Raw genomic sequence first — 15,950 nt, 5'->3', positions numbered from 1 at the left:
AGGTGCAGGCATCGTGCGGATTTGGCCGATTATCGCTCGGCCATGCTGCAATTGTGCTTGTACAGCGGCTTCAGCTTTGGCTAAGGTACAGCGGGCCCCGCACCGCTGGGGCGCCCAGTCGCCATCAGGGCGTGCGGCAATGTACCGCGCGCCTCACCTTTGTTCATTTAGGGAAGCACTGCATGCTGAAGTCTCTGTTGAGGGTCAAACCGGTCGCACCGGCACCGCACGTCGATGCCGGCGAGCCCATCGAAGGCAGCCTGGACGGCGAGCCCACACTGAGGCGGACCCTCACAGCGAAACACCTGATCCTGCTGGGTATCGGCGCGGTGATCGGTGCGGGTATCTTCGTGCTCACCGGCCAGGCCGCAGCGAACCATGCCGGCCCGGCGGTGATGTTGTCGTTCGTGTTCGCCGGCTTCGCCTGCGCGCTGGCCGGCCTGTGCTACGCCGAGTTCGCGGCGATGATGCCGGTCTCCGGCAGCGCCTATTCCTATTCGTACGCCACCCTCGGCGAAGGCATGGCCTGGTTCATCGGCTGGTGCCTGGTGCTGGAGTACCTGTTCGCCTCGGCCTCGGTCGCGGTGGGTTGGTCGGCGTACCTGATCAGCTTCATCACCACCACGCTGAACATGCCCTTCCCGGACGCGCTCAGCGCCGCGCCCATCGCCTGGACCGGCCATGAGTTCATCTCCTCCGGCAAGCTGTTCAACCTGCCGGCGGTGCTGATCGTGGCGGCCGTCTCGGGCCTGCTGTACGTCGGCGTCACCCAGTCGGCCTTCGTCAACGCGATCATCGTGGCGATCAAGGTCACCGTGATCTGCCTGTTCATCGGCTTCGGCGCAGCGCACCTGGATACGGCCAACTGGACCCCCTTCATTCCGGAGAACACCGGCGTGCCCGGCGAGTTCGGCTGGAGCGGCGTGTTCCGTGCGGCAACCATCGTGTTCTTCGCCTACATCGGCTTCGATGCGGTCTCCACCGCCGCCGGTGAAACCAAGGACCCGCAGCGCAACATGCCGATCGGCCTGCTCGGCTCGCTGGCCGTGTGCACCATCGTCTACATCATCGTCTGCGCTGTGCTGACCGGCATGATGCCGTATCACCTGCTGGGCACGGACAAGCCCGTCGCGACCGCGCTGGAGCCCTATCCGACCCTGTCCTGGCTGAAGACCGCCGTGGAAATCGGTGCGATCGCCGGCCTCTCCTCGGTGGTGCTGGTGATGATGATGGGCCAGACCCGCATCGCCTACACGATCTCCCGCGATGGCCTGCTGCCCAAGATCTTCGGCAAGGTGCACAAGCGCTTCCGTACCCCGTACTGGAGCACGATCGTCGTCGGCGCCATCGCCGCCACCCTGGCCGGTACCGTGCCGCTGAACGTGCTCGGCGAGCTGGTGTCGATGGGCACCCTGCTGGCCTTTGCCACCGTCTGCATCGGCGTGCTTGTCCTGCGCTACACGCGCCCGGAACTGGAGCGACCGTTCCGCGTGCCGCTGGTGTGGGTGATCTGCCCGCTGGGCGCGCTGGCCTGTCTGTTCCTGTTCTACCAGGCGTTCGTGGTGCATTGGCACCTGTTCGTGGCCTGGACCCTGCTGGGTCTGTGCATCTACTTCGGCTACGGCATCCGCCACAGCAAGCTGAACAAGAACAACGCCTGAGTGCTGCCGGGCCGGCCCTGTGCCGGACCGGTCGTTTGATACGTCGCGCCTGAGAAGACATCCAAACCATGTTCAAGCAACTGTGGGCCACCAAGCATCCGCACGCCGCCCATGAAGACGCCAACGGCCTGAGCCTGCGCCGCACCCTCGGCCCCTGGGGCCTGACCGCGCTGGGCATCGGCGCGGTAATCGGCGGCGGCATCTTCGTGATTACCGGCCAGGCGGCGGCCAACCACGCCGGCCCGGCGATCATGCTGTCCTTCGTGCTGGCCGCGATCTGCTGCGCGTTCTGCGCAATGGCCTACGCCGAATTCGCGGCGATGGTGCCGGTCTCCGGCAGTGCCTACACCTATACCTATGCCACCTTCGGCGAGCTCTCGGCCTGGTTCATCGGCTGGATGCTGGTGCTCGAATATGGCGTCTCCGCCTCCGCCGTGGCGGTCAGCTGGACCGGCTATTTCCTGAGCCTGCTCAGCCATTTCGACATTCATCTACCGGCCGCGCTGGTCAGCGCACCACTGGATGGCCAGCTGCGCCCGACCGGCGCCATCGCCAACATCCCGGCCGCCGTGCTGGTGCTGCTGCTGACCTGGCTGTGCTACGTCGGCATCAGCAAATCCTCTGCCATGAACATGGCGATGGTGGTGCTCAAGACCGCGCTGATCCTGCTGGTGATCGTGGTGGGCTGGAAGTACGTGGATCCGGCCAACTGGACCCCGTTCATTCCGGAGAACGAAGGCCCGGGCAAGTACGGCTTCGATGGCGTGCTGCGCGGTGCGGCGATGGTGTTCTTCGCCTACATCGGTTTCGAGGCGGTCTCGGTGGCCGCGCAGGAATCGCACAAGCCGCAGCGCGACATGCCGATCGGCATGATGCTCTCGCTGGTGATCTGCACGGTGCTGTACATCGCCATGGCGGCGGTGATGACCGGGCTGGTGCCGTACCAGCTGTTGGGCACGGACGAGCCGGTGGTGACCGCGGTAGCGGCGCATCCGCAACTGGGCTGGCTCCGCGTGGTCGTGGAAATCGGCGCGCTGATCGGGCTGTCCTCGGTGGTGCTGGTGATGGTGATCGCGCAGCCGCGCATCTTCATGATCATGGGCCGCGACGGGCTGCTGCCGCCGCTGTTCACCAAGATCCACCCCACGTACCGCACCCCGCACATCAACACCGTGATCACCGGCATCGGCATCGCGCTGCTGGCGGCGGTGTTCCCGCTGGACGTGCTCGGTGAGCTGACCTCGATGGGCACGCTGATCGCGTTCGCGGCGGTCTGCGCGGGCGTACTGATCCTGCGCCGCACCCAGCCGGACCTGCCGCGTCCGTTCCGGATGCCGATGGCATGGCTGATCTGCAGCCTGGGTGTGCTCAGCTGCATCGCGCTGTTGACGGCGATGACGGCCCACAACTGGATGCTGATGGGCTTCTGGACGCTGGGCGGTTTCGCGATCTACTTCGGTTATGGGTATCGCCATAGCCGCCTGCGCGCGAAGTAAGGTCTACGCCCCCAGATCAAGAGCCGAAGCCTCGGCTGTGCTGGTGCGGTCGGTTTGGCGGGGTGGTGTGGGTTCGCGGGGGACGCCGTGAATCCATCCATGGAGGCTTATGTCGCCGCATCCCTGCGGCTCATACCCCCGCCAACCCACCCCACCCCGCCTCTGACAGCGTGCGGGTGACGGTGCCCACGTCAAATGCAACGCCAAACACCCGGCCTTCGACTTCCGGTTCGGCTTCGTGCCAGCGGGCTGCTCAATGTGTGGAAGGACGGACGGGGTGGGGTTTGAGGGGGCATGAGCCGCATGGATGCGGCGACATAAGCCTACAAGGACGTACTTGCGGCGTCCCCCGCAAACCCCCCCCCCTCCGGCCCAGTCGACAAACCTGCTTTTAGCGTTTGACCTAGCTAAAATGACCGGCATGAACACCCCCACCTTCCCGTACGACACCGCGCGCCTGAGCGAACTGGCCCAGCTGCTGATCGACAACGTCCGCGAGCTGGCCCACGCCGGCTGGACCCCGGCCACCAGCAGCAACTTCTCCCACCGCCTGGATGACCGCCATGCGGCGATCACCGTGTCCGGCAAGGACAAGGGCCGGCTGGTGGAGGACGACATCATGGTGGTGGATTTCGACGGCAAGGCCGTCGGCCGCCCGCTGCGCCCGTCCGCCGAGACGCTGCTGCACACCCAGCTGTACCGCCGTTTCCCTGAGATCGGCTGCGTGCTGCACACCCATTCGCCGGTGCAGACCATCGCCTCGCGCCTGTACGCGCCGCAGGGCCATATCCGCCTGGAGGGCTACGAGCTGTTGAAGGCCTTCCACGGCAACAGCACGCATGAGATGGCGGTCGATGTGCCGGTGTTCGCCAATACCCAGGACATGGATGTGCTCTCGGCGCAGGTCGATGCCCTGCTCGACACCCAGCCGCTGTGGGGCTATCTGATCGACGGCCACGGCCTGTATGCCTGGGGCCGCACCATGGCCGAGGCGCGCCGCCACATGGAAGCGTTCGAATTCCTGCTGCACTGTGAGCTGGAGCTGCGCAAGCTGCGCGGCTGATCGCGCTCAGATTCCTGAAGAGAATCTGTATTCCGCGCATCGGCATCAGTGCGTCGCCCCCACCCCGGCGCTGCACTGGTACCCTTTCCTTCCCCTCTTCGCCTCGATGCCGCCGCCATGAGCCGACTCCGCATATTTGATGACACCGCCCCGGATGTCCCGCTGTTCGACAGCCGGGATGGCGAGGCGATCGCTGCCGAACTGAAGCAGATCGGCGTCACCTTCGAGCGCTGGCAGGCGGCCCATGAGGTCGCGCCGGGCGCCAGCCAGGATGAGGTCTTCGCCGCCTACAAGGTCGATATCGACCGTCTCGTCGCCACGCACGGTTTCAAGAGCGTGGACGTCGCCTCGATCGCGCCGGACAACCCGAACCGCGCCGAGCTGCGCAGGAAGTTCCTGGACGAGCACTTCCACAAGGAAGATGAAGTCCGCTTCTTCGTCGCCGGCTCCGGGCTGTTCACCCTGCACGTGGACGGCAAGGTCTACGAGATCGAGTGCGTCAAGAACGATCTGATCGCCGTGCCCGATGGCATCACCCATTGGTTCGACATGGGCGAGGAGCCGAGTTTCGTGGCGATCCGCTTCTTCACCGAGCCGGATGGCTGGGTCGGCCATTTCACCGGCAGCGACATCGCCCAGACCTTCCCGCGTTACCACCCCGCACAGCACCAGGCCGACTGATCCATGCCGCAACCGACCGTCATCCTCACCGATATCGAGGGCACCACCAGCAGCATTTCGTTCGTCAAGAACGTGCTGTTCCCGTATGCGCGCAAGGCACTGCCGGCGTTCGTCGCCGCGCATGGCCAGGAGCCGCAGGTGCGCCGCTGGCTGGACGCGGTGGCGATGGAGATCGGCGGTGCCTGCCAGGACAGCCTGATCGTGGAGACGCTGCAGGGCTGGATCGACCAGGACCGCAAGCACACCGCGCTCAAGGCCTTGCAGGGCATGATCTGGGAAGCCGGCTACCGCAACGGCGACTACAAGGCGCACTTCTATCCGGAAGTGGCCGCTGTCCTGAAGGGCTGGCATGCCGAGGGCAAGCCGCTGTACGTGTATTCCTCCGGCTCGGTGCCGTCGCAGAAGCTGTTCTTCGGCTTCAGCGAAGCCGGTGACCTGACTGGGCTGGTCTCGGGCTGGTTCGACACCGAAGTCGGCGGCAAGCGTGAGGCCGACAGCTACCGCCGTATTGTCGAGGCAATCGACGTACCGGCCGCGCAGATTCTGTTCCTGTCCGATGTGGTGGAAGAGCTGGATGCCGCGCGCAACGCGGGTCTGCAGACGCGTCTGATCGACCGCCTGGACGATTATCCGCTGCCGCGCAGTGGTGAGGCCACCCACGGGCACGACCGCGTCGAGAATTTCCAGCAGATCACGCTGTAACGGGTGGATCCACGCCATGCGTGGATCCTTTCCAATCTTGATTCAAGGTAGATCCACGCCATGCGTGGATGCCTTTCGAGCGATCCCAGCACCGTGCCAGCCACGCATGGCGTGGCTCTACCGGATGACGTCTGCCAAGGAGTGCAGGCGCATCCCGCTGCGCAGCGTCGCCAGGTCCGCCTCCGCGCGCAGCCGGATCGTCACCGTCTCGCCCGGCACCAGGTCCAGCGCGTTGTTCTCCAGCGCGGCGTCCAGCCCATCGAAGTCGACCCACAGCGCCCGCACCAACGTGGGCGAGCGCAGCGTCAGCAGGTAGCCGTCGCCATCGGTGCGCAGCTCACTGTCGATCTTCGCCGGTGACAGCGCCAGCGCCTTGGCCGGGACGAAATACACCACCTGCTGCGACAACAGCGTCGCACCATCGAACAGCTCCACCACCGCCACGGTGCGGGCTGGATCGGCGCCCTTCAACAGGTCGGCATCGGCAAATCGCCCCACCTCCAGCGCTGACAGCGGCGGCAGTGCCACAGTGTGCCGCTGCTCACTGCGCGGGTTGCCGTCGAGGTCGATCACCCGCAGCCGCCACGTGGCCTGCAGGCCCTGCTGACGATCATTGAGCAGGCTCACCCGGGTCACGCCGTCGTCGCGCAACGCCGCCACCGCGTGGTCGGCGAAGAAGCGCTTGGCGTGGAAGTGCAGCGCCTTCCAGCGGCCGGCGTAGTCGATACTGGACCACGAGGCGCCCGGCCACACATCGTTGAGCTGCCAGTACAACGAGCCCATGGTGTACGGGCGCGAGGCACGGTGATGCAGGGCAGCGAGCTGGATGCCATCGGCCTGCATCACCTGGCTCAGGTAGACGAACGTGGGGAAGTCACGCGGCGTGCCGTACTCCTCCTCGATGTACTTGAGCAGACGCTGGTTGCCCTCGCCCGCCATGAACTTCTGGTGCGCGCGCACCGTCGGGCTGTCGACCTGCTGCTCGGCGACCGGAATGATGCCGTCCAGCGTGCGCAGCACCGGCCAGGCCTGCAGCCCGTATTCGGACATGAAGCGCGGCGTCTCGCGCAGGTAGGCGGTCACCGGCAGCGCCGGATTACCCCACACCTGCCAGTAGTGCTTGTCGCCGCGGGTGGAATCGTTGGCCTTCTCGTCCAGGTCGTTGCTCGGCGAGCTCGACCAGTACGGCACGCCCAGCCCTTCCTCGGCCACCACCTGGCGCAGGTCGTTGCCGAACAGATCCACATAACCCTGCCAGACCTTCGCGGCGAACGCGGGATCGGCGGCGGTCAGGTCACGCCCGTGGCCCCAGTCCTTCCACGCGGTCTCTTCTTCGTTGTTGCCACACCACAGCACCACACTGGGGTGATGGCGCAGGCGGCGCACGTTGTCGCGCGCCTCATGGACCACGTTCGCCCGGAACGCCGGATCGTAGCCGGGCTGCATGCCGCCACCGAACATGAAGTCCTGCCAGACCAGCAGCCCAAGTTCGTCGGCGATGTCGAAGAACGCATCGTCTTCGTAATAGCCACCGCCCAGTTGCGCAGCATGTTCATGTTGGCATCGCGCGCCGCGGTCAGTTCGCGGCGGATCCGCGCCGCATCCACACGCGCGGGGAACATGTCGAACGGAATCACGTTGGCGCCCTTGGCGAAGATCGGCACACCGTTGATCACGAACGCGAAGCCCTGTCCGCCGTTGCGGTCCACTTCGCGGCGCAGCTCGACGGTGCGCAGGCCGGTGCGCTGCTCGATGTGGGTCGCACCCGACGTGCCAGGGGCCAAGGTGGCGCGCACGGTATAGCGCGCCTGCTCGCCCTGCCCGGCCGGCCACCAGCGCCGCGGCGTGTGCAGCGTCACCGGCACCGCGATGCGGTTGTCACCGGCGTTGAACATCGTCTTGCGGTCGATGCGCGCCACGCGCTTGCCGTCCGGATCCAGCACCTCGATCTGCACCGCAGCGCTGCCGACCGACGCACTCTCGATCTCAACGGCGATCTCCAGATCCGCCCGGGTCGCATCCAGCGCACGGGTCTGCACCGCCAGCGCGGTCAGCCGCTGTGTGTCCCAGCTCTCCAGCGTCACCGGCCGCCAGATGCCCGCGGTCACGTAACGCGGGCCCCAGTCCCAGCCGAAGTGGTAGCCCGGCTTGCGCACGAAATTGCCGACCATCGCGTCGTTGGGCTCATCGCCATACGGCGAGGGGTAGTTGCCGGCGATCTTGTGCGGCATCGCCTGCACGTCCGGCAGCAGGGTGCGGATCGGCGAACGCAGCACGATCCGCAGTTCATTGCCGTGAGGCCGCAGCCTGCCGTCCACCCGCGCACGCCAGGTGCGATGGCTGTTGTCGGCCTGCAGCAGTGGCTGGCCGTTGAGCGTGACGGTGGCGAACGTATCCAGGCCTTCGAACGCCAGCTCGGCGTGCGCGCGCGCCAAGGTCGCCGCATCCACATCGAATCGTGCGCGGTACTCCCAGTCGGCCAGGCCGATCCACTGCAGCCCGGCTTCCGGCGCACCCACGTAAGGATCGGGAATCTGCCTCTGCGCCAGCAGATCGGTATGCACCGCGCCGGGCACCTGTGCGGCACGCCACTGCGCCAGCTGCGGGTGGGCAGGAAGCTGGGCATCGCCGGGCAAGAGGCGGAATGACCACTCTGCAGCCAGCGGGGCGGCTGCCACGGGCACTGCCCATGCTGCCAGCAGGACCAGCAACAGCCATCTGGCCGGTGCAACGACGAGGAGACGGCTGTGGCGCATGGGGACCTGCCTGGCTGCGGGAGCAGCCGACCAACGGTCGGCTCTACCGGGATGTTGGAGCAGCCGACCAACGGTCGGCTCTACCGGGATGTTGGGGCAGCCGACCGGCGGTCGGCTCTACCGGATTCAACGCACTACGTTGAGCACTTCATAGCACGCGCCCATGGTGTGGTAATCGGTCTTGCCGGCCGGGCTCTTCTCGTCGCTGTACTTGCGGTTGTCCGCGTCCAGGATGCGATACCACGCGCCGTAGCGGTGATCGATCATGTGCTGCCAGGCATAGCCCCACAGCTTGTCGTACCAGTCCCAGTACACGGCGTCGCCGGTGCGCTTGGCCAGCAGCGCCGCGGTCGCCAGCGATTCGGCCTGCACCCAGAAGTACTTGTCGTCATCGCAGACGCTGCCATCCGGTGCGAAGCCGTAATACAGCCCGCCACGCTCGGCGTCCCAGCTGCGCGCCACCGCCACATCGAACAGATGCCGCGCGGTCGGCACGAGCCAGTCGGCCTGCACGTGGCGATCCAGGATCAGCAGCAGCTTGGCCCACTCGGTCTGATGCCCCGGTTGGAAGCCCCACGGACGGAACAAGTGCTTGGGGTTGTCGCGGTTGTACTCCCAGTCGATCTGCCACTGGGTGTCGTAGTGCTCCCACACCAGCCCGTCGCCCTGCGCGGCCTGGCGGCGGGTCATGTGGTCGGCCAGCAGCAGCGCGCGATCCAGATAGCGCCGCTCGCCACTGGCCTCGAACGCGGCCAGCATCGCCTCGCACATGTGCATGTTGGCGTTCTGTCCACGGTAGTCGCTGAAGGCCCAGTCGGCGTCGGCTTCGTCCTTGTACAGGCCGAACGCAGGTTCCCAGAAGCGCGTTTCCAGCAGCTGCCAGGTCTCGTCCATCCACGAACGCGCTTCGCCGATACCCGCCTTCAGCGCGCAGCTGTAGGCCAGCAGCACGAACGCCACGCCGTAGCAGTGGTTGGTCGCGTCTTCGACCACACCATCGCGCAGCGTCCAGGCGTAACCACCGGTGGCCGGATTGCGATGCACCTCGCGCAGGTAGCGCACGCCGTGCTCGACCGCCGCCAGATCCTCGGGCTTGCCGAACTCGCGGTAGGCCATGGCGTGGTTGAACACGAACCGGGTGCTGCTGACCAGATGGCGGTGGCTGGCGTCGTACACGCTGCCATCGTCACGGTAGTAGTGGAAGAAACCGCCCTTGGGGTCGATTTCATTGGGCTGGTAGAACGCCATCGTCTGCGCGATGTGGGCGCGCAGGAACGCGGGCGAGCGGAAGTCGGGGGTCGGCGGAACCGGCGTGGTCATGCGGCGTCATCCTGTTGTTGCTGCAGCAGTTGCTGGACTTCATGAAGGCTGGGCATCGCGGCGAAGGCGCCCTTGCGGGTCACGGCCAATGCACCGACGGCCGCACCGAAACGGATCGCATCCACCAGCGCCGCGGGGTCCTGGCAGAACGCGGCAAAGCCGGCGCCGTCGCCGCCGCGCTCGCCGATGCCGAACAGCAGGCCGCCGACAAAGGCATCGCCCGCCGCGGTGGAATCGACCGTGGTCACGCGGAAACCGGTCAGCACGCCGTGCGTGTGGCGGGTATGCCAGCGGATTGGCGCAGCGCCGTCGGTGATCACCACCGCCTGCGCCTGCGCACCCAGCAGCCGCTCGATCACGGCCGCGTCACCGCCCGGCACCGCGGCCGCCAGGTACTCCAGTTCTTCACGCGAGAGCTTGACCAGGTCGGCCAGCGACAGCGCTTCCCACAACCGCGGCAGCGGGTCGACACCGGTCGGCCACAGCGCGGGGCGCAGGTTGAGGTCGATGCTGACCATCGCACCGGCCTGGTGGGCGCGGCGCATGCCCTCCAACGTGGCCTGTGCGATCTCGGCCTCGGTCAGGCTGTTGGAGCACACATGGAAGCTGCGCGTGCCCTCAAAACAGTTCGGGTGGAAGTGCGCACTGCGGAACAGCAGATCGGCCGCCGGCGGGCGGTAGAAGCTGAAGCTGCGTTCGCCGCTGGCATCCAGTGCGACGAACGCCAGCGCGGTTTTGGCCGCGTCGGTGCGCACGATGCAGTCGGTCGCCACGCCTGCACTGGCCAGGCTCTCGGCGAGGAAATCGCCGAACATGTCCTGGCCGAGCATGCCGGCGAAATGGGTATCCGCACCCAGCCGCGCGGCGGCCACGGCCACGTTGGCCGGTGCACCGCCGGCGTACTGCAGGAAGGCCCGCGGGGTGTCCGGGGTGGCCGGCGGTTGGGCAAGTAGATCGATCAAAATCTCGCCGAAACAAACAATCTTGGACATCGTGGCCTTAAGCTCCCTGGCGGATTCCAGCGGCCGGGCGCGAGCCCCACAGGCCGTAGAAGATGATGTAGCCGTAGCACAGCAGCGGCAGGATGAAGGACGGCTGCAGGCCGATATGGTCGGCCAGCTTGCCCTGCAGGACCGGAATCAGCGCCCCGCCGACAATCGCCATGATCAACAGGCTCGACGCCTTGGTGGTCAGCGTGCCCAGGCGTTCGATGCTCAGCGCGAAGATCGTCGGGAACATGATCGAATTGAACAGGCCGATCGCCACCACCGAGTACAACGCCACCTGCCCCTGGGTAAGCATGGTCACGGCCAGCAGCGCCACGTTCATGCTGGCGAACAGGGTCAGCAGCAGACGCGGCGAGAAGCGGGTCATGATGGCCGAACCGGCAAAGCGGCCGATCATCGCCATCGTCCAGTACGCAGAGACGTAATGGGTGGCCTGCTGTTCGCTGAAGCCACCGATGTTCGGCAGCGACAGGTAGTTCACCAGCACGCTGCCTACCGCCACTTCCGCACCCACGTAGAAGAAGATGCCGAGCACGCCGAACCGGACGTGACGGTGACGCAGCGCCTCCATCAGGGTGTGCTTGTCGCCGCCGCTCTGCTCGGTCGTCTCATTCAGTGCCGGCAGGCGGAACAGATAGACGAACACGGCAAGCAGGACCAGCGCGATTGCCAGGCCGACATACGGGCCCTGCACCGACTGGGCTTCCTGCGTGCGATAGGCCAGCTGTTCGGCCATCGGCAGCACATTGATCTCGTCCGCACTCTTGACGGTGTTGCCCAGGATGAGCAGCCCGCCGAAGATCGGCGCAATCGCGGTACCCAGCGAGTTCAGCGCCTGGGCCAGGGTCAGCCGGCTCGACGCCGTCTGTTCCGGCCCGAGCAGCGCCACATACGGGTTGGCCGCCACCTGCAGCACAGTGATGCCCGTGGCCAGCACGAACAGCGCGCCCAGGAAGGCTTCATACACGCGCAGCTCGGCCGCCGGCCAGAAGCCGAGCGCGCCCACTGCGGCGATGGCAAGGCCGGCCACGATGCCGTTCTTGTAGCCCAGCCGTGCGACCAGGCGACTGGCCGGGACGGACATCAGGAAGTACGCGCCAAAGAAGGTGAACTGCACCAGCATCGCGCGGGCGTAGGTCAGGTCGAACACGGCCTTCAGATGCGGGATCAGGATGTCATTGAGGCAGGTGAGGAAGCCCCACATGAAGAAGATCGTGGTCGCCACGGCCAGCGCGACGCGCGTGTTCACCACGGGCGCAGCGGAGGATGAGGATGGGAGGTGGGGCGTTGGAGAGATGGGCATTCAGGTACGCGCCTCAGTGCGCGAGCAGGTGATTGGGGGAGCCATCAGACGGTCATCGCGCCGCTGCTCTCGCGAACGCGGAGCTGGACCGGTGCAACGGTACGGGCCGGTGCGGCATCGGGATGATCCAGACGCAGCAACAGCAGTTCGGCGGCCTGTCGCCCGCGCTCGCGCGGGTTGACGGTCAGCGTGGTCAGCGGCGGCGATGCCACCGAAGCCTCGGAAATATCATCGAAACCGGTCACCGCGAAATCGCGCCCCGGCTGCACGCCACGCGAGGCCAGGCCCAGCATCAGGCCCAGCGCGACGCTGTCGTTGTAGCAGACCGCGGCCGTCGGCACGGCGTCCAGAGCGAACAGCTCGCCGGTGCGCGCGGCCGCATCCAGGCGGCTGGGCGAGGTTTCGATCAGCCACTCCGGTTGCACCGGCATGCCGGCTTCCACCAGGGCCTGCGCATAGCCGGTACGGCGCTGATGACAGGAACTGGAGACCGCATGGCCGCCATAGAAGGCAATGCGGCGGTGGCCCTGCTCGATCAGATGACGCGTGGCCAGGTAAGCGCCCTGCTGGTTGTCCAGGGTCAGGAAGTCCCAGTCGGCCCCCGGCAGTTCGCGGTTGAACAGCAGCACGTTGGCGTGGCCCAGCACCTGGCGCAGTTGCCCGGCATCGCTGCCTTCGGCCGGCGACAGGATCAATCCAGCCGGCATGTGCTCCATCAGCGTGGTCAGCACCGCCTGCTGCCGCTCCGGCGATTCACCCGTGCTGCCGAGCAGGGTCACGAAGCCCTTTCCGCCCAGCGCTTCGTCCACCCCGGAGGCAAATTCGGCGAAGAACGGGTTGGACAGATCGTTGATGACCAGGGCCACACTCGACGATGTGCGCCGACGCAGGTTGGCCGCGCCGCGGTTGTACACGTAGCGTTGGCGCCGCAGTTCGGCCTCCACCTTGGCACGGGTGTCGACGTTCACCAGCGGGCTGCCACGCAGCACCAGCGAGACGGTCGCGCGCGACACGCCGATCGCTTCGGCGATGTCGGTCACGGTGACCGCGCGCGTGCCTTTGCCGGCGGGGGTGGCCTTGTCTTTCATCGGGTCGTCGGGTTCCTCAAGCAAGGTGCAAGCCTAAACGATCGCATTGACCAGCGGTCCGCGCCCGTGCCGACGGTCAGCCCGGGTGGGCAGGCCACGGCGCGGGCCGGTGCGTGGCTCATTCCAGTGCCGCGCCGGGCGTGGCGCAGAAGGACGCCGGCAGTGCCTCGGCCTGGGTACCCCAGCCGTTCTCCTGCGCGGTGCTGCCCAGCGCGAAGGCGATGGTGCCACCGCGCTGCAGCTGCGCCCAGTCCAGCCACACCGGCGCATGCGCGCGGCCATCGACCTGCACGTTCTGGACATACTGCAGCTGGCGGCCATCCGCGCCCGGCGCCTTCAAAGTCAACGTTTTACCCTGGCCCAGATCGATCTCGGCACGGGCGAAGCGCGGCGTATGCAGCAGGAACTCGCCGCTGCCCGGCACCGCCGGGTAAAGGCCCAGCGCACTGAACAGGTACCACGCCGACATCGTGCCCAGGTCATCGTTGCCGGTGACGCCGTTCGGCGCGTTGGTGAACAGCTGCTGCGCGGCGCGCACCACGGTGGCGGTCTTCCACGGCTGCCCGATCAGCGTGTACATCCACGGTGCGTGCAGGTCCGGCTCGTTGTTGGGGTTGTAGCGGAACTGGTTGTAATAGCTGTACGGCCCGACCACCCACTCCTTGCGCGCGGCGGTCAGCGGCGATGTCACGAGGGCGTCGTAAGCGAAGAAGGTATCCAGGCGCCGCGCAGTCTGGTCGCGGCCGTGCATGGCCTGGACCAGGCCCGGCACGTCCTGCTGCACCAGCCACTGGTACTGCCACGCGGTGCCTTCATGGAAGCCATGGTGCGAGCGCGGGCTGTACTTGCCATCGGCCGGCAGGTACCACGCGCCATCTTCCATGCGCGGCCGCGGGAAGCCGTTGAAATCACCCTCTTCATCGCGCACCGACGGGTCCCACACTTTGTGCCAGTTGCGGCCACGCTCACGCAGCACGCCGGCATCGGCGGCATGGCCGAGGCCATCGGCCATCTGCGCCAGCGCGCAGTCGGCCAGCGCGTATTCCAGCGTTGCCGAGCCACCGTGGTGTGGATCCACGTCCATGCCCTTGGAGGGGAAGGCGCGGTCGTACTGCACGTAGCCATTGGCCAGGTAGCTCGGGTTGCCCGAACGGCCCGCGTGGCGCGAGTTCATCGGCGGCACCTCGAACGCGTTCTTGCGCAGCGCGGTGTAGGCCTCGCCTTCGCGGCCGGCCAGCGCGCCGAAGCGCCACAGGTCGACCAGGAACGGGGTTACCGGATCACCGGTCATCACGTTGGTTTCGAAGTTGGCATAGCCCCAGCGCGGCAGCCAGCCGCCCTGCGCCTCGATGGCCAGCAGCGTGCGGCCGATGTCACGCGCGACATCCGGCTTGGTCAGCGCCAGCCACTGGTTCTGCGCGCGGTAGGTATCCCACAGCGAGAAGTACTCGTAGTAGGTCCAGCCATCGGCGCGATGGATGTTGTCGTCGTAGCCACGGTAACGGCCGTCGGCATCGCTGCCGGTCAGCGGCTGCAGCAGCGCGTGGTACAGCGCGGTGTACAGCACGGTGCGGTCGTCATTGCTGCCGCCCTGGACACGCACGGCCGCCAGTTCCTTGCGCCACTGCTGCTGGGCCATCTGGCGCATCTGATCGAAGCCGAGCAGGCGCTCACCCTGCATGCCATCGCTGCGCAGGTTGGCGCGCGCGCCTTCGGCATCCACGTGCGAGATCGCGCTGACCGCGGTCACGGCGCGGCCTTTGGCCAGATCGAAGCTCAGCCAGGCGCCGCTGGGCTTGAGCTCGCCTTCCATGCCATGGCGTGCGCCCGGCAGGCCGCCGCCCTCGCCCCAGGTGCCGAACGCCTTGAAGGGGCGGTCGAACTCGATGCGGAACCAGGTGGTGTACTGGTGACCACCGCAGAAGCTCTTGGTGACCAGCTTGCCTTCCACTGCACGGTCGCCGACGACATCGACCACGCTGCCGATCACCGAATGGCGCTCGTTGGCCTGGCCAAGGTTGACCAGCACGTGGCCGGTACCCGCATCGGCGGCGAAGGTGTAGCGCTCGGCCGCGGCACGGGTGCGTGCGGTGGCCTCGGCATCGATGCCGCCGTAGTTGGTCAGGCGCACCTTGTAGTAGCCCGCCTGCCCGACTTCGCCGTCGTGGGTATAGGTGGAGGCGTAGCGCTTGTGGTCGAAGCTCTTGGCGTCGTCGGTATTGAAGTCACCCCCCGGGCCGATGCTGCCGGTCACCGGCAGGACCGAGACCTGGCCGCCCTGCTCCCAGCAGCCGGCGCCGGACAGGAAGGAATGGCCGAAGCCACGGATCTTGGGATCGTCGTAGCGCCAGCCAGCGTAGTGCTCACCGATCGGGCTGACCTGGATCAGGCCGAACGGCGCCGAGGCACCCGGGAACGTATTGCCATCGTCCTTGCTGCCGATGAAGGTGTTGACCTCGCGCTCCAGCGCCGCAGGCGCGGCCTGCAGCAACAGCGGCGCACAGCTCAGCGCCAGCAGGCAGGCCAGACCGGCCAGCGGGCGGCGGCGGGCCGGGACGGCACCGGCGGCGGGAACAACGGAAGGACGTTGAGAAAAACGGGTCACGGACACGGACTCCTTGGCGGACGTGGCGGCAGCGCGAACCAGTGGCGGCGGGCGCCGCTGGTTCCCTGGACTGGGCGACCCAATCCACACCTCGGTGAATTTAGATCGATTTAAGTAAAGCACGGGAATTTCGAGGGATGCATTCTGCGCTGCAACATCGATGGCAGCCTGGGGGTCAGCAGCAGCGTGTGCGATTGCGCACTCGGCTGCATCGCCCACGCGTGGGCAACCGGATCGGCACCCATCGGCCCGCGTACAGGGCTGGGGC

10 protein-coding genes and 1 pseudogene are annotated in these 15,950 nt (G+C 66.8%); 5 read left to right on the top strand and 6 right to left on the bottom strand.

What is annotated here, in order from left to right; genetic code table 11:
• The first annotated feature begins 182 nt into the window (after positions 1-182).
• The 5 genes from ACE026_RS18300 to mtnC all read left to right on the top strand — a co-directional run bounded on the left by ACE026_RS18300 (position 183) and on the right by mtnC (position 5,603).
• Positions 183-1,661 (top strand): amino acid permease, encoded by a 1,479-nt coding sequence (locus ACE026_RS18300; protein WP_486040250.1) that lies wholly within the window; start codon positions 183-185, stop codon positions 1,659-1,661.
• Between the two features lie 68 nt (positions 1,662-1,729).
• Complete coding sequence (locus ACE026_RS18295) at positions 1,730-3,157, top strand: amino acid permease (protein ID WP_486040249.1); 1,428 nt, start codon at positions 1,730-1,732, stop codon at positions 3,155-3,157.
• Between the two features lie 421 nt (positions 3,158-3,578).
• Entirely contained in the window at positions 3,579-4,220 is a 642-nt protein-coding gene (locus tag ACE026_RS18290; protein ID WP_293982938.1) for a methylthioribulose 1-phosphate dehydratase, read from the top strand.
• A gap of 117 nt (positions 4,221-4,337) precedes the next feature.
• On the top strand, positions 4,338-4,901 hold the full coding sequence (locus ACE026_RS18285) for a 1,2-dihydroxy-3-keto-5-methylthiopentene dioxygenase (protein WP_486040247.1): 564 nt from the start codon (positions 4,338-4,340) through the stop codon (positions 4,899-4,901).
• A 3-nt stretch (positions 4,902-4,904) separates the two neighbouring features.
• Entirely contained in the window at positions 4,905-5,603 is a 699-nt protein-coding gene (gene mtnC / locus ACE026_RS18280; RefSeq protein WP_486040246.1) for an acireductone synthase, read from the top strand.
• Positions 5,604-5,720: 117 nt separating this feature from the next.
• Here mtnC and ACE026_RS18275 read toward each other — a convergent pair.
• From ACE026_RS18275 to ACE026_RS18250, 6 genes and pseudogenes are all read right to left on the bottom strand, one after another.
• Positions 5,721-8,359 (bottom strand): annotated as a pseudogene (locus ACE026_RS18275) (beta-mannosidase).
• Between the two features lie 126 nt (positions 8,360-8,485).
• A complete protein-coding gene (locus tag ACE026_RS18270) occupies positions 8,486-9,679 on the bottom strand; it encodes an AGE family epimerase/isomerase (RefSeq protein WP_486040244.1) in 1,194 nt (397 codons plus the stop codon).
• Complete coding sequence (locus ACE026_RS18265; protein WP_486040243.1) at positions 9,676-10,671, bottom strand: carbohydrate kinase family protein; 996 nt, start codon at positions 10,669-10,671, stop codon at positions 9,676-9,678. The genes ACE026_RS18270 and ACE026_RS18265 overlap by 4 nt, the downstream gene beginning before the upstream one ends.
• 7 nt (positions 10,672-10,678) lie before the next feature.
• Positions 10,679-11,989 carry an L-fucose:H+ symporter permease gene (gene fucP / locus ACE026_RS18260; protein WP_486040242.1) on the bottom strand — a complete coding sequence of 437 codons (1,311 nt, stop codon included), beginning with the start codon at positions 11,987-11,989 and terminating at the stop codon, positions 10,679-10,681.
• A 44-nt stretch (positions 11,990-12,033) separates the two neighbouring features.
• Positions 12,034-13,077, bottom strand: a complete 1,044-nt coding sequence (locus tag ACE026_RS18255; RefSeq protein WP_019182992.1) for a LacI family DNA-binding transcriptional regulator — start codon at positions 13,075-13,077, stop codon at positions 12,034-12,036.
• A 118-nt stretch (positions 13,078-13,195) separates the two neighbouring features.
• On the bottom strand, positions 13,196-15,682 hold the full coding sequence (locus ACE026_RS18250) for a GH92 family glycosyl hydrolase (protein ID WP_486040241.1): 2,487 nt from the start codon (positions 15,680-15,682) through the stop codon (positions 13,196-13,198).
• Positions 15,683-15,950 lie beyond the last annotated feature (268 nt).

The sequence above is a fragment of the Stenotrophomonas sp. AGC87 genome, from assembly GCF_057333975.1.
This window is presented reverse-complemented; position numbering and strand designations above follow the sequence as displayed.